This is a genomic window from Synechococcus sp. A18-25c (genome assembly GCF_014280035.1).
GTDB lineage: Bacteria > Cyanobacteriota > Cyanobacteriia > PCC-6307 > Cyanobiaceae > Synechococcus_C.
On sequence record NZ_CP047957.1, the window covers coordinates 449,086 to 473,000 of the forward strand.

Consider the following 23,915-nt stretch of genomic DNA (forward strand, 5'->3'; position numbering starts at 1 on the left):
TCGCTCAGCGGAGCCTCAGCCCCATGGCTCTGATCCCTCCGGGATCGAGCAAAAATCCTTGTGACTTGATCGCATCCAAGGCTTGGGCTGGTGCGGCGATGGAAATGCTGCATCCCGGTAGGTCTCGACGCAGGCAGGCCAGAGAACGATGCACGAGTGCCTTGAGCAGCTTGGGTTGATCCTCGCCGGGGGCTGCGGCCAGATTCCAGAGGTTGGCATTGAGTGCCTGGTCGCTGGTGGCTCGGACGAATCCGACCAGTCGCTGCTCCTCTTGATCAAGGATGCAGAGATGCCAGAGGCTGCGTTGCAGCGCGAGAGGCCAGCGCTCGACTGGATGCGGTTGGTCGCCGCACGCCTGCAACAGGGCGTTGATACATTCGCCATCAGGAACATGCTCCATGCTGAAGCAGTAGCGCTCAGGCAGGCGTGGAATTGCAGCTTGTTGGCGAAAAGGAAGCAGTCCCACTTAGCCGGTATTACGCATGCCTGCAGCAATGCCATTGATGGTTAGCAGAGCGCCGCGAAGCAATTCGCTTCGGCTGTAAGTGCGACCGTCTCCATCACTGGATGACTCACTCATGGGCGGCTGGCGGTTCTGATCCCTGAGGCGCTTGAGCAAAGCCACCTGAAGGAAGCCGAGCGGCACGATCGTGCGGTTGCGCAGTCCAACGGAGAGCTGTAGGGCGGGATCGGCATCGAGCAGCCTTTCCTGCCGGGTGATCTCCAGCACCAGCCGCCGGGTCAGGCTGTATTCCTCAGCGATGGTGCTGTAGATGCGCTCGAAAGCCTCTCGATGTTCGGCGCTGCCGAGACTGCTCACATAGTGGCGGGCCAGGTCGAGATCCACTTTGGAGAGGGTCATCTCCACTTTGGAGATCAACATGCGGAAGAAGGGCCAGCGCTGATGAAGCGTGCGCAGCAACGACAGCTGATCCGGATCAGCCTCCAGTTCTTCGCTGAGGGCGGTGCCAACTCCGAACCAGCTGGGAAGTAGGAAGCGGCTTTGGGTCCAGCCGAACACCCAGGGAATGGCGCGGAGGCTCGAGAGGTCTCTGGCCCCTGATTTCCGTCGTGCGGGTCGACTAGAGATCTGCAACTTGCTGATCTCTTCGATTGGGGTCACTTGTTCAAAGAAGGCCACCAAATCGGGGTTGTCGTGCACCAGGGCTCTGTAGTGACGCCGGGAACATTGGGCCAACCGTGCCATCAGTTCATTCCAACTGGGCGTGGCATCCAATTGGTTGGTCACCAGGCTGTTCTGCACCACCGCGGTGGTGACAGTTTCAAGGTTGTAGAGCGCCAGTTCTGGCAGGCTGTATTTCGAAGCCAGCACCTCTCCCTGCTCGGTGATCTTGATCCGACCCTGGAGGGTTCCACTGGGCTGAGCCAGGATCGCTTGGTAAGCCGGGCCACCGCCGCGGCCGACGGAACCGCCACGTCCGTGGAATAGTCGGAGGGCCACGCCGTTGTGGGACGCCAAATCCTGAAGCGCGATCTGGGCTTTGTGGATCTCCCAATTACTGGAGAGGAAGCCGGAGTCTTTGTTGCTGTCGGAATAGCCCAGCATCAATTCCTGCAGGGGCAGGCTTAGGCCACCCACCCGTGGCAACAGATCTCGGTAGAGCGGGGTCTGGAACAACTGCTCCATTACTTCAGGTGCCCGCTGGAGATCCTCAACGGTCTCGAAGAGGGGAACCACCAACAAATCCGCATGACCGGCTGAGGGATCCACCAAGCCGGCCTCCTTGGCCAGTAGAAGGACTTCCAGCAGGTCAGACACGCTGTGACTCATCGAGATCACGTAAGTGCGACAGATGCGGCTGCCGAACTCGTCCTGAAGACGATGCAGCATCCGGAACACATCCACGGTTTCGGCAGTGTTGGCGGACCAGTCCACGGAGGGGGGGATCAGTGGCCGTCTTGTCTGCAACTCCTGGAGCAACCAGGCGACCTTCTCGTCTTCGTTGAGATCTCCGTAGGCCTGATCAGGAGTCAGGTAGCGACTCAGTTCATCGAGGGCATCGCTGTGCCGGGTGCTTTCTTGACGGATGTCGAGGCCCGCAAGAGAGAACCCGTAGATATGCACCTGGGTGAGCAGGGTGTCGAGGGGTTCACAGGTGAGATCTGTACTCACGAGGCTGGTGCGGATCAGCTCGAGTTCGCTGCGGAATTCAGCGATCGATCCGTAATGAAGGGCTTCACTGGGTTGCGCATCCGGTGGGCAGGGCGCTATGCCATCCGCAGGGGCTCGCCAGCCAGCCTCCGCCAGCTGATCGTTACGCAGTTGTGTGAGACGCAGCCGTTCCAGCATGAAGCTGAGCTTCAGTCGGTAGGGCTCCAGGCGGTAGCGGGTTGCGCGTTCTTCATAGACCTCTGGAAAGCGCAGTCGGTCCATTTCAAGGGATTCCAGCAGCGGTGCACTCACCTGGCTCCATTGCATGGAGATGCTCAGCTGGTCGCGGAGGTTTTGGACCGCGTTGATGTAGCGGTCAAGCATTAATTGACGCTGGTAACACGCAGTGCGCCAGGTGATGTCCGTGGTCACGGAGGGGTTCCCGTCCCGATCGGATCCAACCCAGGAGCCAAAGGTGCAGAACGAAGAAGGCGGCAACTGCACATCTGGATAGCTGCTGGACAGTGCTGTTGAGAGGCGCCGTCGCAGCTGAGGCATGGCTTCAAACAACACCTGCTGGAAGTAGTGCAAGGCGTAATCCACCTCATCCAGCACCGAGGGTTTGAATTGGTGCAGCTCATCGGTTCTCCACCAAAGCCGGATTTCTTCTTCCAGCTGCAGACGGATGCCAGAGGCTTCGGACGGGCTGGTGTCGGTTTTGGATTCCAGTTGCTGCAGCAGGCTGGCTACACGTCTTTGCTTGTGGCGCACCGTGTGGCGCACGATCTCGGTGGGGTGGGCTGTGAACACCAGTCGAATGTCCAGCTCCTGGAGAAGTGTCTCCAGATGCTTCGGTGGAACGTTCAGTCGGCGCAAACGTTCGAATAGCTCGCAGAACGTTGCCGGTTCGGTCTGGGTCGCGAGCGGTGGAGCAAAAGGGTCGATCTGGTCAATCAGTTCTTGGGAGCGGACGATGCTCTCCAGGTAGCTGTCTTCCTCGATGCGTTGCTCGAGGATGTTGACCAGCTGGAAATAAAGCGAGAACGCACGGGCCGCTGCAATCGCTTCGGACAGATCCATGTCGCGGATGAGCGACGCCACGCCACCGCTGCTCTGGTCGCTGCTGTCCGCAACGCCAGGATCGCTGAGTTGCTTCATGCGCAGTAGCCGTTCGGCTTGATCCGCAGGACATTCGCTGCGCAGCACCGTCTGCCAGAGATCCTCGACCAGGGCCAGTCGCTGCTGAAGCAGCTGGCCGTTACCGCGACACTCCGAGACCTCCGCCCTGGGCTGATCGCTCGCAGGAATCGTTGTGGAGGAGGAGGACATGGACAGCGGGCCGGGATCGGAAGTCGTCATGATCATCCCAAAGCGCGTTCAGCTGAGACACAAACACCACGCATCTCTTCGTCCTGCATGGCACTAATGCTGCTTCGCAGCATGGCTTCGATTGTGTCGCCCCGATCGATGCCATCCAGCCAGCGCATGGCCTGATTGCCATGCATCAGGATGGATTGGAGGGGCTTTAGCTGCTCATGCAATCCCAGCTCATGAGCGAGTGGGACGACGGAGTCGATCAGTTGCTTGAGCCAGTCGCGGCAGGAACGCTCATGGCCGTCATGCCAGTCACAAAGCGTGGCATCGAGGCTTGACTGAGCCGCGGCTCGATCGTTGTTCATGCTCAAGATCTCCAGCTCTTCAAGGCTGAGGCTGCTGCTGTGCAGAGGGTCGTGGGACTGAGGGTCACGCAACACCTGCTGCACTCTCAGTTCAAGCAGAGCGGTCACTGCCAGCAGCATGTCTGGATCCGTGATCAGATCGCAGATGCGCAGCTCAAGCCGATTCAGTCGATGGGGGCGATCCGGTCCGTTGGCACGGACCGACGTCCACAGGTGTCGCACGTTGTGCATGGTGCCGGCATCGATCTGGGCTTCGGTCCACGTGATGAAGTGCTGGTGATCGCGGAACAACGGCACGCGTGATGGCGTCAGGGGGAATTGCAGCCATCGCTGGGAATGGGCGCCTGTGACCTTGCCGTTCAGGAATGGCGAGCTGGCACTGAGCGAGAGCAACAGTGCGGCTTCACAACGCACGAGACGCAAAGCAGCGAACAGGTCTTCTGGGTCGTCAATGCCCAGATTGACGTGGACGCTGGCCGTCACCACCGCGGTTCCATAGGTGGCTTCAATCAGGGCGTGGTACGGATTGTTGGGGTCAGAGCGTTCGAAATGCTGCGTGTCGCCGAGACTGAGCGTGCTGCCTGGCAACAGCGTGAGGTTCTGGTCCATTAGCCAGCGACGAAGCCTGCGTCGTGGTGACAACAAGGCTTCCGACAGCCCCTCGTAATCGGCTTGGGGAGCGGTGACATACTCCAGATTGCGATGGTCCGGTTCGGTGACGAACCCTGTCAGCTCCTGTTTGGCACGTGCCGCAACGCCGACGTTGCGCCCATCTTTACGGCCGGTAAACAGCTCCACTTCGAACCCCTTCAACAGGCGATCGCTGCTCATGCCGGGGAAGCCTCGAGGCAGGCCAGTGCTGTCAGCATTCCTCTGGCTTTGTTCAGGGTCTCTTGAAACTCCGATTCTGGTTGGGAGTCGGCAACAATTCCGGCACCAGCCTGCACATGCAGTGTCCAGCCACCACTCTGCTTAGGTTCAACCACCATGGTTCGGATCGTGATGGCGGTGTTCAGCGCACCGGCGAGGTCAACGGAGCCATACACGCCGGAATAAGGACCTCTGGCATCGGGCTCCAGCTCGTGGATCAACTGCATGGCACGGATCTTCGGAGCGCCGCTCACGGTGCCGGCAGGGAAGGACGCCATCAGCAGATCCCAGATGTCCTTGCCTGGAGCCAAGCGTCCTTCCACTTCACTAACGATGTGCATCACATGGGAATAGCGTTCGATCACCATCAGGTCGCCGACCGAGACCGAGCCTGGTGAGCAGACTCTGCCGAGATCGTTGCGACCCAGATCCACGAGCATCACGTGTTCGGCTCGTTCTTTGGGATCGGCGAGTAAGTCGGCTTCGAACTTGCGGTCTTCCACCGGGTTGGCACCACGCGGGCGCGTGCCTGCAATCGGCCGGAGCACAGCGCGAATCCCGCCTTGATCCGGCTCTGCCTTGACCATCACTTCCGGGCTGGAGCCAATCAGCTGCCAGTCGCCGAAATCGAAAAAGGCCATATACGGCGATGGATTGATCATCCGCAGACTGCGGTAAAGATCCAGTGGAGGGTGGCTGACATCCGCACTCAAGCGCTGGCTGATCACCAGTTGGAAGGCATCCCCTGCAGCGATGTGTTCTTTGGCGGTGTCGACAGCCTCGTGAAAGTCCTCTCGTGTTCTGTTGCTCGACGTCGTTGGCGTGTTCCCACGATCCGGCAACCAGTTCAAGGGACGCACGGGTGGCAATGGTGCCGCCATGCGCTCACGCAGGTCGTTGATTCGCGCCATTGCACTGCTCCAGGCCAGTTCCGGACTGGATGATGCGCCCCGTTCGGCACTCAAATCGCCATAGGCAACGGCGGTGATCAAGCGTTTGACCTGATCAAAGATCAAGATGCTGTCCATCAGCATCCAGACGCCATTCGGGGGAGATCCCTGCTCCGGTTGGTGAACGGGAACGGAGGGCTCAATCCAGTGGATCAGTTCATAGCCCCACATTCCATACAGCTGGCCGAGGGGCGGCAGGCCGGACAATGAAGTTGGGATATAGGGCTTAAGGCAAGCGCGCAGGCAGTCGAAGGGGTTGCCCGTGAAGGCCTCCTGATGACCATCTCGCCAGACACGCTGCAAGCCTTGAGACCCTGCTGAAAGGGTCCAAAGTGGATCACAGGCGACAACACTCCATCGGCCCAGCGTTTCCCCGCCTTCAACAGACTCGAGCAGAACACCTGGCGGCCGTCCATTTCCCACCTTGAGCCAGGTGGTGAGCGGGGTTTCGAGATCCGCTGGCCAGCTACAGGCAACAGGAATCAAGGTGGAACCCGATTCGGCGGATTTCAGGAAAGCTTTGCGGTCGGGGCTGAGCATGTCGAAATCGTCAAACCGACCGCAGACCATCATGCCGGGTGATTGCCCGGCGTGATGGCTGGGTGATCAGGCGATCAGGAGTCGAACGTGTTGCGGCCGCTGAATTTGATTTTGGCCGGGTCGGTGTTCTGACCGATGCGGCGAGCATTGTGACCCACCATGGATCGTCCTTCGTTCACTTTTTCAGGGAAAACGCCGTCTGCAGGATGAAGGAACTCGGTGTCACCGCCAGGGAAGATCCGGTAGATCTTGTAATCCTCAATCCGAGGCTTGAACTTGGTGCGCAGCTGGGTTCCAAGCGCCAGGCACTGCTCCTTGCGAGCGAAATACATGATGTTTTCGCCTGAATTCATCATGGCTGCGCCGCCTGTAGGGAGTTCGAACGCCTGATCGGCATTGCTGCTCCAGGTGATCGCGTACTTCTCCTCCGTTTCAGCGGAGTTGAGAAGGCCGCCGGTGCTGCCAATGAACTGTGGAAGCTGTCCTGTCAACGCCGTTGATGCCATGGCTGTCCTCGAGAGATCGGAGTGCCGATATGGCTGGAAAGTAGCAAATGATTTGGGACGAATTCCTCTTCTGGCAAGGACCTTCACACCCGTCAACATTGGCCTGCAATGGGAAAGAAAACAGTTAGTCCCCGATCACGGCGCTGGGTGAGGCGCCCGCCCAGTCGTTCGAGTAAATCCCGGGTGGCGTTTTGGCTGAGTTGCAGGCCTCCTGTGCTCGTGTTCCAGCTAAGAACGGGACCCAGTTGCTCTTGTGAGAGGTTGTCGCTGTCGAGGCTCTCGGGTTGGTCGGGAGTGCGATTGAGCAGCTGAAGTTTGAGCTTGGCGCCAGCAGGCTGCAGGGTGAGTGTCAAGCTGCTCCCCGTGGGCAGACCGCGGCTGCAGCGATCGATCAGGCCGCCCAGCATCGGTTCCAAGCGTCCAGGGTCACTGAGGACTGGAGACAGGTCCTGCTCAAGCCTGAGTTCCAGAGTCAGTCCGCGGCGCTGAAGTTGTTGTTCCCAGCCTGGGGCGAGTGCCTGCAGCATCGCTCCAAGGTCGGTGCGCGCTAAGGCTGAGGGGCTTTCGGGCTGGCGCTGAAGTTCGGCAGCCTGAAAGATCAGACCGAAGCGGTCGATCTGTTCGCTGCATTCGGTGTCGATCTGGGAGAGACGATCCAGCACCTGCTCTGGCAGGTCGCGTCGTCTCAACAGGGAACGAATCAAGGTGCGAATCGTGGCCAGAGGGGTGCGCACCTCATGGGTGATCGCTTCCAGCAACGACAGTTCCGCATCAGCCTTGTCCGTGTTGGATTGAGGCTGCGGCTGCTCGTCAGAGAGATTGGTGTCGCGGACTGCCTGAAGCGTGACGGTGGGAACCATGCTGGCCAGTCGCTCGGCAAGCTGCGGCCAGAACTGCATGGCGAGGTCACTGCTGCTCTGCAGCGGTCCCAGCAGGCGGATCGCCCTCTGTAGATCGTTGGCTTGGTCTGGGGCGTCGCGGCGAAGACGCTGCTCCACAAGAGTCAGCACTTGTCCGAGGATGTCTGGCTCACTGCGCATCAGCAGCTGACGCTGGCCTTCAGGGCCGTAGAGGGCCAGGGCAACCTGCAGCTTCCCGGTGATCACTATCAGAAGCGGGTCTTGACTGTCGGAGTTTTGAAGCGGCAAACGCTGAAATCGGTTGCACTCGGTCGCTTCCGCATCCAAATCAGGTGTGCGTCTTCGATCGGGAGGAAGCAGCGTTGACCGCTCAGCGGCGTGCAATGCATCGAGGGCTTGCGGTGCCCAGACCCACCCCTGAAACCGTTGCAGCAGGTCCGGCGCATAGAGGGCTGGAAGTGGGGCTGCCAGCCAGAGCCCTCCACTGGCATCCTCATCGGACCCCAGCAGATCCTGCAGAACTTCCAGGGCCGCCCACCAGAGCCGGCGAGCATGGGCATCGTTGGCGTGTCCCTCTGGAACGCCCGCGGCCATGCAGGCATGGATCGACTGCAGAAGCGGTGTGGAATCTTTCAACGGATCGAGGCTCGCCTGGATCGTCTCGCCACCGAGAGGCACAGGCCAAGAGCAATGAAATTGACGACCATGGCGCTACGTCCGTAGCTCATAAAGGGAAGCGGGATTCCTGTGACAGGGCCAAGTCCAATTGTCATGAAGATGTTCACCACAATCTGAAACATCAACATCGTCGCAACTCCAATCACTGCAAGGGATTCGAAGTCGGTGCGAGCTTTCCCTGAAATCTGCAGCAAACGCCCCATCAGCAGCGCGAAGCTAACGACGACCAAAATCGTCCCAAAAAAGCCCATTTCTTCGCCAAGTGCGCTGAAGATGAAATCAGTGTGTTGTTCGGGAATGAAGCGAAGTTTTGTGAGTTGTCCTTGCAGCAGGCCGGTCCCGAACAGCTCTCCGGAACCAATTCCCACTGTGCTTTGCAGGAGGTGATAGCCACCACCCAAAGGGTCCTTGGTCGGGTCAAGAAAGAGAACCAGTCGATCGCGCTGATAATCCTGCAAGCCGTTTTCCCAGAGCCATGGGGTCACGACCGCAGCTGCACTTTGAACCGCTAGGACCAGCGCCAGCGCTGTTTTTTTCCAGGGAAGCGATCGGTAAGCGACAGCGAGAGTGAGAGGAATCCACAGGGCCAGGCCCCAGGGAAACAGTCCAGCCAGCAGCGCTGTAATCAGGGGAGAGAGCAGCAGCACAAGCCACTCAAACGGCATCCCTGACCAATAGAGCATCGTGAGCAGCAAGGCTCCGAAAACCAAAGAGGTGCCCAGGTCGGGTTGGATGAATACCAGCATCCAGGGAATTGAGATGATTCCCAAGGGACGCAGCAGATCGATCGGTCTTTCGACAGGGTGCCGATCAAGCACAGCTGCCAGTAGAAGAATGGCTGACAACTTTGCAAATTCCGAGGGCTGAACATTGAAGGGTCCGATGCTGATCCAGCGCTGTGCGCCCAGTGCAGTGACCCCGATAAATCGAACAGCGATCAGACTGATCACTGTGAAGATGTAAATAGGAAGTAATAAAGGTTTTAAACGTTGGAGCCTTAATTTGGCGATAAAAAGAGCAATAAGGATGCCAAAAAAGGCTGTCACAAGCTGCGATAACCACAGCTGGGTGTTCATGAATCGAAGAAGGCCTGTGAAGCTAAGAGAGAACGAAGAAAGCCCTTCCAATGCTTCTTGACGCTCGATGCTGAGAATTAAAAAGCTGGAAATTGTCACCATGATGAGTGGCACGCCCCAGAGAATCCAGTCGCGCTCTCGACCCTGCCGTTGTCCTGGCCGTCTGACCAAGGGCTGTCCGTTGAGGCCAACTCCGGACACCATCTCAGTGTTTCTGGATGACCGTTGGTGAGAGTCGCTCAGCTAGATCGAGGAAGGTACGAGCACTCGCCGAGTCGGGATGAGCGAGGGTGATGGGCTGGCCCCGGTCGCCTCCTTGTTGCACAGGCATTTCCATCGGGATTTGAGCGAGCAAGGGAACCTCGAAGGCGTCGGCAAGGGTTTGGCCGCCGCCGCTGCCAAACAAGGCATAGCGCTTGTCGGGCTGATCCGGGGGAATGAAGGCACTCATGTTCTCGACAACGCCCAGCACCGGAATGCTCATCTGGCGGAACATCGCCAGGCCGCGGCGCGCATCCTGAAGAGCCACTTGCTGCGGTGTGGTGACGATCACCACACCTGCCATCGGGACGGCTTGCGCCAAAGAAAGTTGGGCATCGCCTGTACCTGGCGGCAGATCCACCACCAGAACATCCCGCTCGCCCCAATTCACTTGATATAGGAATTGGCGAATGATGCCGTTGAGCATCGGACCTCTCCAGATGACGGGCTGGTTTTCTTCGATCAGCAGACCCATCGACACCATGGCCACACCACAGGTTTCGATCGGCTGCATGGTCTGGTTTTCGCCACTGCCGCTCACTTCAGGGGTGCGATCGGCGACGCCGAGCATGGTCGGAGCGTTGGGCCCATAGATGTCCGCATCCAGCAAGCCCACGCGGAGACCTTGGGCCGCCAAAGCGCACGCCAGATTGACGGCAACGGTGCTTTTGCCAACGCCGCCCTTGCCGCTGCTCACAGCGATCACATGGCGAACGCCGGGAATGGATTGCCGCTCGGCTACCTGGCCGTGTCCGGCCTGACCAATGCCGCCCTGTGACGGCGGTTGACCGAGCTCAAACTGAACATCATCGATGCCTTCCAGCTGCAACAACCGTTGTTTGGCTGCGTTCACGATCTGATCGCGCTGGCTCTGGGCAAAACCAGGCAGGTTCAGTCGGATCACGGCTCGAGGGGGCGCCACTCTGACCTGATCAAGCCAGCCAAGTTCCAGCAGTGAGCGCTCGCTTCCAGCATCGCGGAGGTCGCTGAGGGCCTGCGTCGCCTGTTCTGCTGTGGTCATGTATCCCTTTCGATGGGCTGGATCCTAGGGGCGCTTCCCATGACAGTCCTTCACACCCACTTGTCGGAGGTGGGTCTGTGCTGAAAAGGTCAGAAGAATTCTGTCCTTCTCAAAATGGTCCGTTCCTTGCTGAAGCGTGTGAAGGGCCGAGTGCTGAGTGGTGGTTCGTCGTCCCCTGCCGTCGCTGTTGGCGAGCGTCCGCCGGCTGGCTCGCGCGAGCGCGCTCGCGCTCTCGTGATGGGACTGCAGGACGAGATCTGTGCCGGCTTGGAACAGCTCGATGGTGTCGGCCGTTTCCAGGAGGAGAGCTGGGATCGTCCTGAAGGAGGCGGTGGCCGTTCCCGTGTGATGCGTGAAGGCCGGATCTTTGAGCAAGGCGGCGTGAACTTTTCGGAAGTTCATGGCGAGGAACTGCCTCCTTCCATTCTCAAGCAGCGCCCCGAGGCGAAGGGGCATCCATGGTTTGCCACCGGTACCTCAATGGTGCTGCATCCCAGGAATCCCTACGTCCCCACAGTGCACCTGAACTACCGCTACTTCGAGGCTGGTCCTGTGTGGTGGTTTGGAGGAGGAGCGGATCTCACGCCCTTCTATCCGTTTCTCGATGATGCACGCCATTTTCACCGCACCCACAAGCAGGCCTGTGACACGGTGGATCAGCGCCTTTATCAGGTGTTCAAGCCTTGGTGTGATGAATACTTTTTTCTGAAGCACCGCCAGGAAACCCGGGGGATCGGCGGAATTTTCTACGACTACCAGGATGGTTCAGGGCGGCTGTATCGCGGACAGGATCCTGATGGTCCAGCAGCCACCAAGGCTGGTGACATCGGACCCGTGAGCCTGAGCTGGGAACAGCTCTTCGCTCTCGCCCAGGCCAACGGCAAAGCATTCCTGCCGGCCTACACCCCGATCGTTGAGAAGCGCAACGGCCTTGCCTATGGCGATCGTGAGAGGAACTTCCAGCTCTACCGGCGCGGACGGTATGTGGAGTTCAACTTGGTGTGGGATCGGGGAACGATCTTTGGCCTCCAGACCAATGGACGGACGGAGTCCATCCTGATGTCGCTTCCCCCTCTGGCTCGCTGGGAGTACGGCTATCAGGCTCAGGAAGGATCCCGTGAGGCCTTGCTGACGGATCTGTTCACCCGTCCTCAGCACTGGTTTGATGACCCATCGCTGGAGGAGCGCTGCCGTCCGCATCAGGCGGTGAACTGATGGCTAGCCGCGGTTGATCGGGTTCGACCCCAAGTTGGATCGCTTCAACAGTCCGATGCGCCAATGCTGTCACCACAGCGTCACGGCTCATCGACTCGCAGTTTTGCCTCCAAGGCTCTCTCTAGCTTCCCGATTTCCAAGATGCTGATGCCCAGCTTGGGGCGCCATGCCCGCAGCGCTGAGAGCGATGATCGGATCCCGCCGCTGCTTTCTGCATGGTCAGATCGGCGAGGAGAGCAGTGCCCCGTCGCTGGCTAGTTCCAGCGATTCGGCCAGGGCCAACTCAAGGGCAATCAGCTCATCGCGATGGGCGCGAAGACGCAGGGTGCTGCCGTCGTGGGGTGCGGGCTCAATCAGCCGGATCTGAATTTCTTCGGTGCGCTTTGATCGGCGGGTGTAAATCAAGCCCGCCAGCGGTCCGAGTGCAGCAAGAAGCAGGGGCCACCAGCTCAGTGCGGGATTCACTTGGCGGACGACCAGGCCGAGGCTGCTTGCGCCCACGGTTCCCAGCAGTGAAAGCAGCACCGCCAGAGGGAGGCTGCTGTCCACCTGGCCCCTGTATTCCAGGACGCAGCGTTCAGCATCGCCGCCCTGCTGGCTCCAGCCACGCTCCTTGAGCCATGCATCCAACCCCTCGAGCACCTCAACGGGTGGACGAGGGGAGTGCACCTCCACGATGGTGGTGCGGTCTTTGCTGGCTGCTCTCAGGAAAAAGACGAGTCCGATGCCCAAAAGCACGGTGAGCAGCAGCGTGGATGTCTGAGGCGATGGCATCCGATGCTGCTAAAGGCCTGACCGTTCTAGTTGGTCAGTGGGCCATGCTCGTGCAGCCAGTGTTGCCAGGGCTTCATCAGACGTTCTGCTTGGTCTCTGGCGTCTTGGTGCAAGTGCAGCATGCGCCGTGGCCGGCCTCGGCTCGGGCAGCGCTTGGTGTATGAATCGAGCATCTCCTGGCGCTCGAGGAAATCGACCGCCTGATGCAGCACTGTCTCGGAGAGCCTCAGCTGCGGATGATCGGTCTGCAGGCGATGGAGCAGTCCAGAGGGGTAGTTGTCGTCCTGCAGGAGGCAGGCCAGCACCCAGCAGACGGCCAGCTCGAGATCCAGGAACAACGGGGGCGGCTGCTGGAAGTAGTGCTCAATGTCTGCAAGGCAGGCGCGCGCGGGTTTCCGTTGGGTGAGCATGAGGATCTGCTGTCTCAATTGTGTCTAACTCCGTCTCATTCTGATTTTCAAGCGTCCAGTTAAAACTCGTTTGCTGGGGGCTGTGGCGTCAGAGTGGGCCCTGGTTGGCCTGCTCCCTGCTTCTCTCCTATGGCTGAGATTCCCAATGAACCGCGTGCCTTCGCCGTCTTTGACGGCGATCTTGATCAGGATTGGTTTGATCGGTACGCGAGGGCTCAGGCCCTCGCGGTCGACACTGAAGCGATGGGCCTGATTCATGGTCGGGATCGGCTCTGTCTGGTGCAGATCTGCGACGAGAACGATCAGGTGGCCTGCATTCGCATCGCTCGCGGTCAGGCTGATGCGCCACGGTTGAAGGCCTTGATGGAATCCAGCTCGATTGAGAAGGTGTTCCACTTCGCCCGTTTCGATGTGGCGGCCCTCGCCACCGGTCTTGGGATTCGGGTCAACCCCATTTTCTGCACGAAGGTGGGAAGCCGCTTGGCGCGCACCTACACCCCCCGCCACGGTTTGAAAGACCTTGTTAACGAGCTCGTGGGGGTGGAGTTGGACAAACAAGCCCAAAGCAGTGACTGGGGCCGCGTCGACGAATTGAGCGATATGCAGCTGGCTTATGCCGCCAACGACGCCCGTTATCTGCTGCCAGCTCGGCAGCAGCTGGAGATGATGCTTCGGCGTGAGGGGCGCTGGGAACTGGCAGAGCGCTGTTTTGCGTGCATCCCTGTCATGTCGGATCTGGATCGCTTTCGCTTCATCAACACCTTTGAGCACTGAGCGTGGCCACCGAGAGCCCAGCATGCGGGCTCTCGGTGGTCTCAATCCTCAAGCATGAAGTGCTGGTCTTTCGGTTCTGCTTCGAGCAAGCGATCCAGATTGATACCGGCTGGGGTCTCCGCTTGATCTGCGCGGGCTTCATCCAACAGCTTTTGCGCCATGGCTCGTCGGCTTTCCACATCCCTGGCTCCGTCTCGAGCAGCTTGCTGATCCACCCGGCGTCGGGCCGAGGCCTGGCTGATGCTCAGCAGACTGGCCAGTTCCGCGCAAAGCCTCAGATAGTCGCGGTCCTGGATGGCAGCCATGGCGATGGGAAGATGAGGAGTCTTTGGGATCCATCTCCAGTATCAGCGTTCGGGTGCGAGCTGTTGGATGACCTGCTTTGCGATGGCATCGCTGCCACCGGCCGGGCCCATGCGTTGGCGCCCCACGCGTCCCATTTCATGCTGCAGCTGTGGGTTGTTCAAGAGTTGGTCCAGGCGGCGACCCAGCTCTTCCTCGGAGTTGCAGATGCGGACGGCGCCCCCCAGCAAGCGGCTCTGGCGTTGGGCAAATCCTTGGGTGAACTGCGGCCCGCGACCCGGTAGGGAGAGGGCGGGAATTCCCAGTCCCACCAGTTGTTCTGTGGCGGTGCCGGCGGTGGCGACGCCGGCTTCGCCCCAGCTTGCCCACTGGCCAAACCGCCCTGAGCCAAGCAGCAGCAGCAGCGGTCCACGAACCCAGCATTCCGTGGCTCCTAAATCGGCACTCGGAGGAGGACAGTGGCGAAAACCCAGCTCTTCGAGGAGCGGTCGCAGCTCGTGGTGCGCGGGTGCCGAGCCCATGGCGGCCAACACAGCCACTGGAACAGGGCTCTGCAATTGGACCAGTGCGCTCATCAGTCTGCGAAAGTTGCTCAGTGCCTCCGGCATCCGGCTTCCGCAGAGCAACAAGATGCGCCGACAGCGTTCAAGGCTCTGGGGTGCAGATGTCCGACAGAGTCCGTCCATCATCGGGTTGCCAGGACTGTCCGCTTTCACGCCGTGGCGACGCAGCCCTCGGGCAGTGAGCCTGTCGCGGGCAGAAACCAGCCTGCAGAGACGATGCTTCATTAGGTGCCATTCCCAGGGATCCCATTCACTGCCTTTGAGCGCGTGGTAGCGATCGCTGAGCGCGCGCCCAGGCCCGCTAGTCCAGGTGTAATCACTCTTTGGGGTGCCGATGAAGCCATAGGGCAGACGTGAATTCCAGGCCATCAGCAGCGGAAGCAGATCACCCACGGCAAGAATTCCTGCGAGGTCATGGCGCGTTTTGCGCAGGCTTCGCCACTGTCGCCAGGTGAGGAGTGGAAGCCCGGCCAGTAGGTCCGAGAGCAGTGCTTTGAAGCTTTGATTACTGAATCCCCCACTCGGCAGGTGGGCGCCTGGGCCGATCCGCTGCAGCCACCCTTCCCTCTCTGCTGTTTGAAAGCAGCGCCCTTCTCCCACCAGAGGCAACACTTTGAGCCTCCAGGCGGGCTGCCGTCGATGCAGGGCCTCGAGAATTTTGAGGGCGATTAAATCCTCTCCGTGTCCGTTGCTGATCACCAGCAGGGCCGGGGCGGTCTCGCTGATACGATCCGCCAGTGGGGCGTCAGCGCTCCGGACGGCGGCATGGCCAAGTGGTAAGGCAGAGGATTGCAAATCCTTTATCCCCAGTTCGAATCTGGGTGCCGCCTTCGTCATTTTCTGATCCTTTGCGAGTTCAGAGGGTTGCTTCAGCAAGAATCTGCCCTCCGTTGGGTCCTACGGCCAAACAGCGGATCGTGTTGTCAGCGCGTGTGCATTGGCCCGACTTGGCCGGCCAGGCGTTTGGAACGCTGACGGCCAGGCCATCGTTGCCATAGCGAGCGATGGCAACGCTGTTCACTCGGCCAGCCCAGCTTGGAGCTTCCAGCTCACAGCGCCCGTTCTGACAGCGCAGGGGAACGCTCGGATCTGACAGGGACACCACGAAGGTCAGTGTCTCGATGGAGCCTTGCTCCTCTCCATCGCCAAAAAACCGAATGGTGAGAACGGAGTCCGTGCGTCCATCAATCTCGACTCGCCAGCAGCGTTTGCTCACTCCTCCGAAATTCGTTTTCAGACAGTTTTGGCTCGCGATTGCGAAGCGACCCGTGAACGACTCGAGCTCGGGTTGTGCCATGGCCGGAAGCATGAGCCCTTGTCCAAGGCTTAGGGCGACGGCCATTCGCCGGAGCAGGTTGCCTAAACGCATGGGCTCAGTATTCGTTATCGGCCACGCACATGCCCATGCAGCGAATCCCGTTGTTGGCCGTTCGTTGGCAATGCGGACAGAGCACGCGATCGCCAGGGCTCAATGCATCATCGGTCTTGTCATCGACGGGAGTCGGTGCTGATTCGGCAGCGGAGACAGACATCGTTTGAGCCGTTCTGCAGCGATCATGGCGTGCAGCGATCCAGGCCGGTGTGACAGGAATCGGATTTGGCACGTGGTCGTGGGGCAATCAATTGCTGTGGGGATATCGCCCGGAGCGAGATGATCCAGATCTGAAGGCCACGTTTTCAGCAGCTGTTGCAGCCGGTCTTCATCTCGTGGATACGGCGGATTCCTATGGGACAGGGCATCTGAATGGACGCAGTGAGGCCTTGCTTGGTCAGTTTCTGGCCGAGATGGAGCCATCCGCGTGCCAGCAGATGATCGTCGCCACCAAGCTCGCGCCATTCCCCTGGCGCCTGGGACGTCGAGGTTTGTTGAAGGCATTTGAGGCCAGCCGCCAACGTCTGCAGGGCCGCCTCGACAGGGTCCAACTGCACTGGAGTACGGCGCGCTATGCCCCTTGGCAAGAGCTGCCCCTGCTCGATGGTCTTGCCGACCTGGTGGAGCGGGGTGAGGTGCATGAACTTGGGCTTTCCAACGTGGGGCCCCGTCGTCTTGGTGTTCTGCATCGCAGGCTTGCGCAACGTGGCATCAAGCTGGCCAGCGTTCAGGTGCAGTTTTCGCTGTTGGCTCCGGAACCGTCACAACCGGGTGGCATCCTCGAAGTGTCACGGGATCTCGGCGTTGAGGTACTCGCTTACAGCCCTCTTGCACTGGGCATTCTGGCCAGGCCGCCAGGTTGGGCCCCCCAGCGCGACACGGCTTTGCGTTCAAGCCTTTACCGACGGTTGCTGCCTGGTAGCGAGGCTCTGCGTCAGGCCATGGCGGCGATCGGAGCGGCGAGAGGAGTTACCCAGATGCAGGTAGCTCTCAACTGGTGCCGTTCCCATGGAGCCAGTCCGATTCCAGGTTTTCGCCGTCCATGCCAGGTGATTGACGCTAGTCAGGCTCTCAACTGGACGCTCACAGAGGAAGAGCGAGGTCAGTTGGATCAGCTCAGTGTCGAGTCAGCGGTGAGAATGCCCAACAATCCCTTTCAGAGCGCCTGATCGCTGGGCTCAGGATCAGGACTCACGACCACCGGCAGGCTTGAGGCTTGCGGCTGCAGGGAAATCACTTTGAGCGGGGGCTTTTCATCCTTGATCGGCTGATCTCCGCTGTTTTCGCAGGCAGTTAGCGCTTCTTGCAGCAGGGAGTCGAAGGTGGCTCCAGGTAGACGGTGTCGCGCGATCTCAAGAAAAGTCCGGGGCAGGGATTCGCCAGCTGCCATGCGGATGGCTGGATTGTCGCGACGCTGTTGTTGTTCATCTTCAATCGCCCTGAGAAAGCGATGGGTGACGTCTCGTTTGGTGCAGGCTTTGATCAGGGTGTCCCGGTCACCTTGAATCTGCTCCAGTTCGCTGATGCGACGTTCCAGGCTGGTTAGCACCTCTGACGCCTCTTTGCTGATGTTGGCAAGCTGCCCATCGGCCAGAAAAGGCATATCAGCGACGAATACCTTTCCGTGGTCTTTGAGGGCTAGGAATGTTGGCCTAGGACCACTTTGTCGTTGGGATCCGTTCTTGTCGTAACCGATGGGGGTTGGACGCCGAGGAGGCGTTGGGCCCGCCGATGAACGGCGTCGAGTTGTGCGCTGCTGCGGCCTATCAAATGGCATGTCTCTAAGACGTATGTGACGACGCTTGGATCGACGGCATGTCGATCAGTCTGTGTCGACGATAACGAGCGCACTCGATCCCAGGGCGTTTTCTCTCGAGGCTGTTGGAGATTGTTGGATCAAAGTTCTCTCAGGCTGGCAACCCGATCACAGGGGCGTGTTCAGAGCCATTTGCGTCGCTGATGCTGCCGATGGTCCAAGCCTGGAAACCCCTGCTTTCGCAGTGTTGGAGAGCGCCTGCCACGTCCGTTTCGGGGAGCACAAGGCAGTAGCCAATCCCGAGATTGAAGGTGTGCCAGAGATCTCGTTCCTGAATCTCGCCGGCGCGTTGAAGCCATTGGAACAGCTCCGGGCGGGGCCAGCACTCAGCGTCCACCGTGGCGATGAGTCCAGAAGGTAGGCACCGCGGCAGGTTTTCAGGAATCCCTCCCCCTGTGATGTGGGCCATGGCATGAATGGAGGCTCCCTTGCCCAGCAGGTCTTTCACCAGGCCTCCATAAAGATGTGTCGGACGCAGGAGGGAGTCGATCAGCAGCGTGTTGTCTGGGCCGAAGCGAGTGTCTGCGGTCGCGCCACTGGCCTCAAGAACTTTTCGCACCAAGCTGAAGCCATTGCTGTGAACGCCGCTGCTGCTGACGCCAACAATGCGATCGCCGGCTTTGACGCTTTTCCCGTTGATGACGGCGTCCTCGTCGACAACCGCAACGCAGAATCCAGCCAGGTCGTAGCGCCCTGGCGGATAAAAACCGGGCATTTCAGCGGTTTCTCCGCCGAGCAGCGCGCAACCGCTTTGGCGGCAGCCATCGGCAATCCCCTCCACCACGGTGGCCATGGCGTCCGGGCTCAGGGCGCCGGTGGCCATGTAGTCGAGGAAGAACAGCGGTTCGGCACCGCTGGTGATCACATCGTTCACACACATCGCCACCAGGTCGATGCCGACGTTGTGATGAGCCTGGTGCTCTTGAGCTAACTCCAGCTTGGTGCCCACGCCATCGGTTCCGGACACCAACAAAGGCCGTTTGATCCCTGAAGGCAACCGGATCATGCCGCCGAAGCCTCCGAGGCCTCCCACCACTTCCGGTCGGTGGGTCGCTTCCACCCCGGCTTTAATCCGGTTCACGAAGGCACGCCCCGCTTCAACGTCAACACCGGCGGCTCGGTAGTCCATTCGCAGCAACAGTTCACACCTGATCCTCTCCCCTCGCGGGCGCCGTGGCTTGATCCGGGGCTGTGGCGGTCGATCAGCCGGCCGTGACCTGATTAGCAGGGCTTGTTGATTGGATTGTGTTGACTGATGGTTTTGGCTTGTTCCTTCTAAGCGCGCATCCCAGTGGCAGCCAGCGCTGGGACCATGCATTTACTCCAAAGACCAAAGCACTTTGCTCATCAGGTCGCGTTTAAGAGCAGGGGTAGGCATTTTTACGGTCACATCACTTTGGTTTGTTCAGGTCTGCGGCTAGGCGACTCCAACGTGACGTCACCTCGACCCGATGATCGCCGTCCGACCGCTATTTATGGCTCGACACTTTCGCTCAGCCGCTGTACTGACCGCAGTTTCACTTTCTGCTGTGGCTCTGTTCCCTGTGTTCGCACGGGACCTGGAGGGTTCTGAGTTCACAGACCCACTGGATCTGGTGCTCCCATCCGAACCTGCTGCTGCCATCGAACCCTCCGCGTCCGCCCTTGAGCCTGCCGATCAATCGGACTTGGCCATCGTCGAGCCTCGGGAGGCTTCGCCAGAGCCCGTGCTGCCACCACCGCCGCCTCTCCCGACAGGGCCTGTTGTGATCTCGACGCATTCAGGAGAAGCCAGTTGGTATGGCCCTGGCTTCTACGGCAACCGCACTGCCAGCGGCGAGGTTTACCGGAAAGGGACCATGACAGCGGCCCACAGGACACTTCCATTTGGTACCCGCGTTCGCGTGACCAATCTCTGGAATGGTCGGATCGCTGTGGTTCGTATCAACGACCGAGGGCCGTTTGTTGGTCACAGAGTCATTGATTTAGGCCACGGCGCCGCCCATGAGCTGGGTTTGGTGAACAGCGGCATTGCCCAAGTCCGTCTTGAGGTGCTCCGCTGAGTCTTCAAGTGCTTCGCAACCTCGCTGAGCTTCGTGCTTGGCGGGCTTCACGGCAGGGGAAAGTGGATTTCGTGCCCACCATGGGTGGTCTCCATCATGGCCATGCCTGCTTGATTCGATCAGCACAGATCGACAGCCCAGCGGTGGGGTCAGTGCTGGTCAGCGTGTACGTGAATCCTCTTCAGTTCGGAGAGAGTGAGGATTTTGATCGCTACCCCCGCTCATTGGCGTCGGATTGTGATCTGGCCGATCGCTCTGGGGCGGATGCGATCTGGTGTCCTGATGATGGCCAGATTTATCCCGAGGGTCTCAACAATGGCTGGAGGCTGAAGGCCCCATCAGCGCTGCAATCGAGCCTCTGTGGACCTCGGCGACCGGGCCACTTCGATGGTGTTGTCACCGTCGTTTGCCGTTTGCTTGCTTTGGTACGTCCTGATCAGATTTGGCTGGGAGAAAAGGACTGGCAGCAGCTGACCATCCTGCGTCGGATGGTGGCTGATCTCGCTCTGCCAGTGCGTGTGAGGGGGTGCGCCACAGTGCGAGAGGTTGATGGTGTCGCAGCCAGTTCGCGCAATCAATATCTCTCTCCTGCGGATCGCTTGAAGGCCTGCGAACTGTCAGCAGTACTGCGGGAGACTTCGATCGACCTTCGCAATGGAGATCAAGCTCTGGATGTCGTGCTGTCAGAGCGCAAGCGGCAACTCCATCAGGTCGGTTTCAAGGTGGAGTATGTAGAGGTCGTTCATCCAGCCACGCTGAAGCCGTTGGCTTCCCCTCGGTCGCTGCGTCTCCTTGCTGCTGCGGTCCAGTGCGGTTCAACCCGACTGATTGATCACGTCTTCGTTATGACCCGTTCTCCCATCGTTGCCATTGATGGTCCTGCCGGTGCTGGCAAAAGCACGGTCACCCGCGCGTTTGCTGAACGCTTGGGTCTGCTCTATCTCGATACTGGTGCGATGTATCGGGCGGTGACTTGGTGGGTCCAGGAGCAGGGGGCTGATCCTGCCGATGAACCTGCAGTGAACGCCCTGCTCGATGGTCTGGAGGTTGATCTCTCGCCTCTAAAGAACGGTGTGCAGTCCGTTCGCGTCAATGGCAAAGATGTGACCGATGCCATCCGAGATCCCAAGGTCACCGGGTCGGTTTCGCTGGTGGCGGCTCATCCCTGTGTTCGGCAGCTGCTGACCCAACAGCAGCAAAGGCTCGGCGAACGAGGTGGGCTTGTGGCCGAAGGCCGCGACATCGGGACGGCTGTGTTTCCTGACGCCGAGTTAAAAGTGTTTCTGACGGCAACGCCTGAAGAACGAGCCCGCCGCCGTGCCAAGGATCTTGTGGCTCGCGGTCATGCAGTTCCCGATCTCGTTGAGCTCAAAGCGCAGATCGTCGAACGCGACAGGCTCGATAGCACCCGCGCGGTGGCGCCACTTGTTCAAGCGAAGGATGCAACAGAAGTGATCACCGATGGCATGTCCATCGAAGCGGTGATCGATGCTCTGGAAGATCTTTTCCGGTTCCAAGTGGCTGAAGAGGTTTGGCCAACGCCGACGCGGGATTGATCTCAGGGTTGAGCGTCTCTGCCTGTGCTAGTGGACATCAGCTCGTCAAGCAATGCTGTGCAGGCATCGTCGAGGAGGTCGAGCACATGCTCAAATCCCTCCTCTCCTCCGTAATACGGATCAGGCACTTCCGTCTCGTTGAAACGCTTGGCGTAGCTCAGCATTGGACGAATCTCTGCGCAGGCTCGAGCTCCTGCTTCCTTGGCCAGGCTGGTGACAGCAGCAAGGTTTGCATCGTCCATGGTGAGCACCAGGTCAAACTCCTCCAGATCGCTGAGCTGGATCTGGCGGGCACGGCTGGGCAAGTCGATGCCGCGCCGATGGGCTGCGGCCTGCATCCGTCGATCGGCTGGGTTGCCGACGTGCCAGCTGCCGGTCCCGGCGGAGTCGACCACGAACCGGTCACTCAGGCCTCGTTCCCGCAGATGATGCAGAAACACTCCCTCGGCAGCGGGAGAACGGCAAATGTTGCCGAGACACACGAACAGCAGCTTCTGAGTCATCGCTTTGACACGCGGAGCAGAGCTAAATCAGCCCTCTGGCGCACCACCTTGACAGGCTCCTGAACCGATGCCAGTTGGCTCAGAACAGTCATCGCCTTGGTTTGAAGCGATGGTGTGAGGTCTCTGGACACCAGACGTTGTTCAAGGCCATAGGCCGCGGCATAGCGAACCACCCATTCGTCATCAACACCTGCTTGAAGCAGGCCCTCACAGCAACGGACGAGTTCATCGGTTTGATCCGGCAGGTCAAGGTCCAACTCGGCCAGGCCCCGCGCGGCGGATCGACGCACGCTGGGAGCAATGTCGGCACGCAGCGCGTGATCGAGCAGGTCAAGACCACGTGGATCTCGCAGTGCAGCCAGTGCCTTCACCACCCATGCCCGCGCTCCGTAATTGCCTGTGTTCATGCTCGACAGCAGCTCGGGCACGACCACTCGGCCCAGAGCAATCAGTCCTTGCGTCGCAATCGCTGCCACAGCAGGGTTGTTGTAACTCAGCACCTTGATCAACGTGGGTGCAGCGTCGGCGTCGTTCAAGGCACAGATGGCCCGTGTTGCCTGAACAAGTTCGGGAGTTGATGTGGCCCGATCGAGTTCCAGCACTGCAGTGCTTAAGTCGTTCATGTCCTCTAGAGCAGGGAATCCATGGCGTCCAGCACCGTGCTGTCATCACTGGATTCCGCCAGGCCACGCAGGGCCACCAGCTTGAGACTGGCTTCGACGCTGGCGTCTTGAATCGCCGGGAGTGCTCCTGTCCAGCCAGTAGCGCCCAGATCAAGCAGCGCTCCCCTCCGCACCAGTGGTTCCGGGTGCTGAAGCAGGCGGATTAGTTCCTCACCGAAGTGGGCCTCCTGGGTCAATTGCAGCAGCGCACGGCAGGCAGCTGCCCGCACCAGTGGCCTGGGGTGGTGCTGGAAGGGGTGGAGTGTGGTGGTCACCTGAGCAGTGTTCAAGCCGATGTCGCCCAGAGCCTCCAGCAAGGCTTCACAGGGTTCGCGCAGACGAGGGCTTCCGTTCTGTTCGGCTCCTGCTTGTTCGATGCCACTGCTGAGGCGATTGCAGATGGGCTGGATAGCAGCTTCGGCTCGGATCGAGCCCAGGCTGCGGGCCGCTTCTTCCCGCACGGTGTAATCATCGGACTGCAAGAGCTGGATCAGTGCATCACTGGCTGCATCGTCCTGAAGCAATCCAAGGGCGCGAATTGCATTCAAGGCCACACCGCGCTGGTCAGCATGCGTGCCGTTTTGCTTGAGATAAGCAAGACACTGGAGCAGCAGAGGGAGTGCGTCGGGATGCCGTGAACGCTTTTTCCCCAGCCACCATGCTGCGTAATATTGCGCCGAACAATCCTGTTGCTGGCGAAGATTCTTGAGAATCTGTTGTTCGCTCAGAGGTTCCATCACGTCCAGTTGGCTGGAATGTGGGTTGCCCAGCTCGCTGTTTTTTGGAATTTGAACTCACCGGCAATGGATCCCCAGCAGCGTTCGTTGGTTTCGGGATCATGTCCTCGATCCAGGGTCTGCAAGGAATCACCTTCCAGTCGAAAGGTGCTCACCAAGACGGTGTCTTTGCCGTTGCGGTGCACAATGCAGCGGCAGTTGGGTTCCATTGACCCCTCATACACACCACTGTGTTCAATGACCTGGTAGTGGCATTGGTCAAGACAGATGAGGTCGCCGTCTTGAATCGTGTTGCGACAGTCATCGTCAAAGATGGCAGTGCTGAACCGTGTCGGATCTCGAAACGTGTGGTTCCAGAGCTTGATCACGCCCTCCTGTTGCTCTTCGGCACGGATCACGCGCAGGCGGTAGGGATTTTTGGGATCAACGGCATAGGTCTGTTCCAGCAGGATGGAGCCCGCTGGAAGGTGCGCGATCGGCCGATAGCGGAGATGGATATGGGCGAACAGGGGGGGATTGTCGAAGGCCTGCTTTTGATTGCTGTATTCCCCGCAGAGCAGAGACAGAAAGCGCCCGACGGTCGACGTCATCAAGAGTTCTTCCCGCGTCAGAGTCTGAACATTAAAAAAGCCCT

Annotated in this window: 25 protein-coding genes and 1 tRNA gene; 6 read left to right on the forward strand and 20 right to left on the reverse strand. The window is 59.6% G+C overall.

Going from position 1 to position 23,915, the window contains the following annotated elements; genetic code table 11:
- Nucleotides 1–4: 4 nt before the first annotated feature.
- The 8 genes from SynA1825c_RS02240 to SynA1825c_RS02275 all read right to left on the reverse strand — a co-directional run bounded on the left by SynA1825c_RS02240 (nucleotide 5) and on the right by SynA1825c_RS02275 (nucleotide 10,554).
- A complete protein-coding gene (locus SynA1825c_RS02240) occupies nucleotides 5–466 on the reverse strand; it encodes an N-acetyltransferase (protein ID WP_255477027.1) in 462 nt (153 codons plus the stop codon).
- A complete protein-coding gene (gene ppc, locus SynA1825c_RS02245; protein ID WP_186470101.1) occupies nucleotides 467–3,478 on the reverse strand; it encodes a phosphoenolpyruvate carboxylase in 3,012 nt (1,003 codons plus the stop codon).
- Nucleotides 3,475–4,623 carry a glutamate--cysteine ligase gene (gshA, locus tag SynA1825c_RS02250; protein WP_186470102.1) on the reverse strand — a complete coding sequence of 383 codons (1,149 nt, stop codon included), beginning with the start codon at nucleotides 4,621–4,623 and terminating at the stop codon, nucleotides 3,475–3,477. Before gshA ends, ppc begins: the two co-directional genes overlap by 4 nt.
- Entirely contained in the window at nucleotides 4,620–6,152 is a 1,533-nt protein-coding gene (locus SynA1825c_RS02255; protein WP_186470103.1) for an anthranilate synthase component I family protein, read from the reverse strand. The genes gshA and SynA1825c_RS02255 overlap by 4 nt, the downstream gene beginning before the upstream one ends.
- 74 nt (nucleotides 6,153–6,226) lie before the next feature.
- A complete protein-coding gene (locus SynA1825c_RS02260) occupies nucleotides 6,227–6,658 on the reverse strand; it encodes a photosystem I reaction center subunit II PsaD (RefSeq protein ID WP_186470104.1) in 432 nt (143 codons plus the stop codon).
- A 92-nt stretch (nucleotides 6,659–6,750) separates the two neighbouring features.
- Nucleotides 6,751–8,154: a sensor histidine kinase gene (locus SynA1825c_RS02265; protein WP_255478432.1), complete on the reverse strand. Its 1,404-nt coding sequence runs from the start codon at nucleotides 8,152–8,154 to the stop codon at nucleotides 6,751–6,753.
- The gene (gene rodA, locus SynA1825c_RS02270; RefSeq protein ID WP_186470105.1) at nucleotides 8,151–9,476 is read right to left on the reverse strand and encodes a rod shape-determining protein RodA; all 1,326 of its coding nucleotides are present in this window, start codon (nucleotides 9,474–9,476) and stop codon (nucleotides 8,151–8,153) included. Before rodA ends, SynA1825c_RS02265 begins: the two co-directional genes overlap by 4 nt.
- A gap of 1 nt (nucleotide 9,477) precedes the next feature.
- Complete coding sequence (locus tag SynA1825c_RS02275) at nucleotides 9,478–10,554, reverse strand: Mrp/NBP35 family ATP-binding protein (RefSeq protein ID WP_186470106.1); 1,077 nt, start codon at nucleotides 10,552–10,554, stop codon at nucleotides 9,478–9,480.
- Nucleotides 10,555–10,668: 114 nt separating this feature from the next.
- On the opposite strand from SynA1825c_RS02275, the gene hemF reads away from it, so the two are divergent.
- On the forward strand, nucleotides 10,669–11,769 hold the full coding sequence (gene hemF, locus SynA1825c_RS02280; RefSeq protein ID WP_186470107.1) for an oxygen-dependent coproporphyrinogen oxidase: 1,101 nt from the start codon (nucleotides 10,669–10,671) through the stop codon (nucleotides 11,767–11,769).
- Between the two features lie 219 nt (nucleotides 11,770–11,988).
- Here the strand turns inward: hemF and SynA1825c_RS02285 are convergent, their stop codons facing one another.
- Together SynA1825c_RS02285 and SynA1825c_RS02290 are read right to left on the reverse strand one after the other, a co-directional pair.
- Complete coding sequence (locus SynA1825c_RS02285) at nucleotides 11,989–12,543, reverse strand: cofactor assembly of complex C subunit B (RefSeq protein ID WP_186470108.1); 555 nt, start codon at nucleotides 12,541–12,543, stop codon at nucleotides 11,989–11,991.
- Nucleotides 12,544–12,569: 26 nt separating this feature from the next.
- Nucleotides 12,570–12,953 (reverse strand): helix-turn-helix transcriptional regulator, encoded by a 384-nt coding sequence (locus SynA1825c_RS02290; RefSeq protein ID WP_186470109.1) that lies wholly within the window; start codon nucleotides 12,951–12,953, stop codon nucleotides 12,570–12,572.
- A gap of 129 nt (nucleotides 12,954–13,082) precedes the next feature.
- Between SynA1825c_RS02290 and SynA1825c_RS02295 the strand changes: the two genes are divergently transcribed.
- Nucleotides 13,083–13,727, forward strand: a complete 645-nt coding sequence (locus SynA1825c_RS02295; protein ID WP_186470110.1) for a ribonuclease D — start codon at nucleotides 13,083–13,085, stop codon at nucleotides 13,725–13,727.
- A gap of 41 nt (nucleotides 13,728–13,768) precedes the next feature.
- Here the strand turns inward: SynA1825c_RS02295 and SynA1825c_RS02300 are convergent, their stop codons facing one another.
- Nucleotides 13,769–14,032, reverse strand: coding sequence for a hypothetical protein (locus SynA1825c_RS02300; RefSeq protein ID WP_186470111.1), 264 nt, complete (start codon nucleotides 14,030–14,032; stop codon nucleotides 13,769–13,771).
- A gap of 42 nt (nucleotides 14,033–14,074) precedes the next feature.
- Nucleotides 14,075–15,292, reverse strand: coding sequence for a lipid-A-disaccharide synthase-related protein (locus tag SynA1825c_RS02305; RefSeq protein ID WP_370593768.1), 1,218 nt, complete (start codon nucleotides 15,290–15,292; stop codon nucleotides 14,075–14,077).
- A gap of 60 nt (nucleotides 15,293–15,352) precedes the next feature.
- Here SynA1825c_RS02305 and SynA1825c_RS02310 point away from each other — a divergent pair.
- Nucleotides 15,353–15,423: transfer RNA gene (locus SynA1825c_RS02310), tRNA-Cys, on the forward strand.
- A gap of 26 nt (nucleotides 15,424–15,449) precedes the next feature.
- Here the strand turns inward: SynA1825c_RS02310 and SynA1825c_RS02315 are convergent.
- The gene (locus SynA1825c_RS02315) at nucleotides 15,450–15,962 is read right to left on the reverse strand and encodes a hypothetical protein (RefSeq protein ID WP_186470112.1); all 513 of its coding nucleotides are present in this window, start codon (nucleotides 15,960–15,962) and stop codon (nucleotides 15,450–15,452) included.
- A 4-nt stretch (nucleotides 15,963–15,966) separates the two neighbouring features.
- A complete protein-coding gene (locus SynA1825c_RS02320; RefSeq protein ID WP_186470113.1) occupies nucleotides 15,967–16,125 on the reverse strand; it encodes a hypothetical protein in 159 nt (52 codons plus the stop codon).
- 49 nt (nucleotides 16,126–16,174) lie between these two features.
- Here SynA1825c_RS02320 and SynA1825c_RS02325 point away from each other — a divergent pair, with 49 nt between their 5' ends.
- Nucleotides 16,175–17,134, forward strand: coding sequence for an aldo/keto reductase (locus tag SynA1825c_RS02325; RefSeq protein ID WP_186470114.1), 960 nt, complete (start codon nucleotides 16,175–16,177; stop codon nucleotides 17,132–17,134).
- On the opposite strand, the gene SynA1825c_RS02330 is transcribed toward SynA1825c_RS02325, so the two are convergent.
- Together SynA1825c_RS02330 and purM are read right to left on the reverse strand one after the other, a co-directional pair.
- Nucleotides 17,122–17,742, reverse strand: coding sequence for a histidine phosphotransferase (locus SynA1825c_RS02330; RefSeq protein ID WP_186470115.1), 621 nt, complete (start codon nucleotides 17,740–17,742; stop codon nucleotides 17,122–17,124). The genes SynA1825c_RS02325 and SynA1825c_RS02330 overlap by 13 nt on opposite strands.
- A gap of 130 nt (nucleotides 17,743–17,872) precedes the next feature.
- Nucleotides 17,873–18,910, reverse strand: coding sequence for a phosphoribosylformylglycinamidine cyclo-ligase (purM, locus tag SynA1825c_RS02335; RefSeq protein WP_186470116.1), 1,038 nt, complete (start codon nucleotides 18,908–18,910; stop codon nucleotides 17,873–17,875).
- A gap of 346 nt (nucleotides 18,911–19,256) precedes the next feature.
- On the opposite strand from purM, the gene SynA1825c_RS02340 reads away from it, so the two are divergent.
- Together SynA1825c_RS02340 and SynA1825c_RS02345 are read left to right on the forward strand one after the other, a co-directional pair.
- Nucleotides 19,257–19,823 carry a septal ring lytic transglycosylase RlpA family protein gene (locus SynA1825c_RS02340; RefSeq protein WP_186470117.1) on the forward strand — a complete coding sequence of 189 codons (567 nt, stop codon included), beginning with the start codon at nucleotides 19,257–19,259 and terminating at the stop codon, nucleotides 19,821–19,823.
- Between the two features lie 62 nt (nucleotides 19,824–19,885).
- Entirely contained in the window at nucleotides 19,886–21,379 is a 1,494-nt protein-coding gene (locus tag SynA1825c_RS02345) for a bifunctional pantoate--beta-alanine ligase/(d)CMP kinase (RefSeq protein ID WP_370593797.1), read from the forward strand.
- A 2-nt stretch (nucleotides 21,380–21,381) separates the two neighbouring features.
- Here the strand turns inward: SynA1825c_RS02345 and SynA1825c_RS02350 are convergent, their stop codons facing one another.
- From SynA1825c_RS02350 to SynA1825c_RS02365, 4 genes are read right to left on the reverse strand one after another with little or no spacing between them, the layout of a single operon-like run.
- Nucleotides 21,382–21,882, reverse strand: a complete 501-nt coding sequence (locus tag SynA1825c_RS02350) for a low molecular weight protein-tyrosine-phosphatase (RefSeq protein ID WP_186470118.1) — start codon at nucleotides 21,880–21,882, stop codon at nucleotides 21,382–21,384.
- Nucleotides 21,879–22,505, reverse strand: coding sequence for a HEAT repeat domain-containing protein (locus SynA1825c_RS02355; RefSeq protein ID WP_186470119.1), 627 nt, complete (start codon nucleotides 22,503–22,505; stop codon nucleotides 21,879–21,881). Before SynA1825c_RS02355 ends, SynA1825c_RS02350 begins: the two co-directional genes overlap by 4 nt.
- A gap of 5 nt (nucleotides 22,506–22,510) precedes the next feature.
- Nucleotides 22,511–23,281, reverse strand: a complete 771-nt coding sequence (locus SynA1825c_RS02360) for a HEAT repeat domain-containing protein (RefSeq protein WP_186470120.1) — start codon at nucleotides 23,279–23,281, stop codon at nucleotides 22,511–22,513.
- A complete protein-coding gene (locus SynA1825c_RS02365; protein ID WP_186470121.1) occupies nucleotides 23,281–23,871 on the reverse strand; it encodes a chromophore lyase CpcT/CpeT in 591 nt (196 codons plus the stop codon). Before SynA1825c_RS02365 ends, SynA1825c_RS02360 begins: the two co-directional genes overlap by 1 nt.
- Nucleotides 23,872–23,915: the final 44 nt, after the last annotated feature.

Coding starts and splice junctions, on each gene's coding strand:
- SynA1825c_RS02315 (WP_186470112.1), bottom strand. CDS start 15,962: ATGCGTTTAGGCAACCTGCTCCGGCGAATGGCCGTCGCCCTAAGCCTT.
- SynA1825c_RS02285 (WP_186470108.1), bottom strand. CDS start 12,543: ATGCCATCGCCTCAGACATCCACGCTGCTGCTCACCGTGCTTTTGGGC.
- SynA1825c_RS02320 (WP_186470113.1), bottom strand. CDS start 16,125: ATGTCTGTCTCCGCTGCCGAATCAGCACCGACTCCCGTCGATGACAAG.
- ppc (WP_186470101.1), bottom strand. CDS start 3,478: ATGATCATGACGACTTCCGATCCCGGCCCGCTGTCCATGTCCTCCTCC.
- SynA1825c_RS02300 (WP_186470111.1), bottom strand. CDS start 14,032: ATGGCTGCCATCCAGGACCGCGACTATCTGAGGCTTTGCGCGGAACTG.
- SynA1825c_RS02260 (WP_186470104.1), bottom strand. CDS start 6,658: ATGGCATCAACGGCGTTGACAGGACAGCTTCCACAGTTCATTGGCAGC.
- gshA (WP_186470102.1), bottom strand. CDS start 4,623: ATGAGCAGCGATCGCCTGTTGAAGGGGTTCGAAGTGGAGCTGTTTACC.
- SynA1825c_RS02355 (WP_186470119.1), bottom strand. CDS start 22,505: ATGAACGACTTAAGCACTGCAGTGCTGGAACTCGATCGGGCCACATCA.
- SynA1825c_RS02275 (WP_186470106.1), bottom strand. CDS start 10,554: ATGACCACAGCAGAACAGGCGACGCAGGCCCTCAGCGACCTCCGCGAT.
- SynA1825c_RS02350 (WP_186470118.1), bottom strand. CDS start 21,882: ATGACTCAGAAGCTGCTGTTCGTGTGTCTCGGCAACATTTGCCGTTCT.
- SynA1825c_RS02365 (WP_186470121.1), bottom strand. CDS start 23,871: ATGACGTCGACCGTCGGGCGCTTTCTGTCTCTGCTCTGCGGGGAATAC.
- rodA (WP_186470105.1), bottom strand. CDS start 9,476: ATGGTGTCCGGAGTTGGCCTCAACGGACAGCCCTTGGTCAGACGGCCA.
- SynA1825c_RS02330 (WP_186470115.1), bottom strand. CDS start 17,742: ATGCCATTTGATAGGCCGCAGCAGCGCACAACTCGACGCCGTTCATCG.
- SynA1825c_RS02295 (WP_186470110.1), top strand. CDS start 13,083: ATGGCTGAGATTCCCAATGAACCGCGTGCCTTCGCCGTCTTTGACGGC.
- SynA1825c_RS02290 (WP_186470109.1), bottom strand. CDS start 12,953: ATGCTCACCCAACGGAAACCCGCGCGCGCCTGCCTTGCAGACATTGAG.
- SynA1825c_RS02340 (WP_186470117.1), top strand. CDS start 19,257: ATGGCTCGACACTTTCGCTCAGCCGCTGTACTGACCGCAGTTTCACTT.
- purM (WP_186470116.1), bottom strand. CDS start 18,910: ATGGACTACCGAGCCGCCGGTGTTGACGTTGAAGCGGGGCGTGCCTTC.
- SynA1825c_RS02255 (WP_186470103.1), bottom strand. CDS start 6,152: ATGCTCAGCCCCGACCGCAAAGCTTTCCTGAAATCCGCCGAATCGGGT.
- SynA1825c_RS02360 (WP_186470120.1), bottom strand. CDS start 23,281: ATGGAACCTCTGAGCGAACAACAGATTCTCAAGAATCTTCGCCAGCAA.
- hemF (WP_186470107.1), top strand. CDS start 10,669: ATGGTCCGTTCCTTGCTGAAGCGTGTGAAGGGCCGAGTGCTGAGTGGT.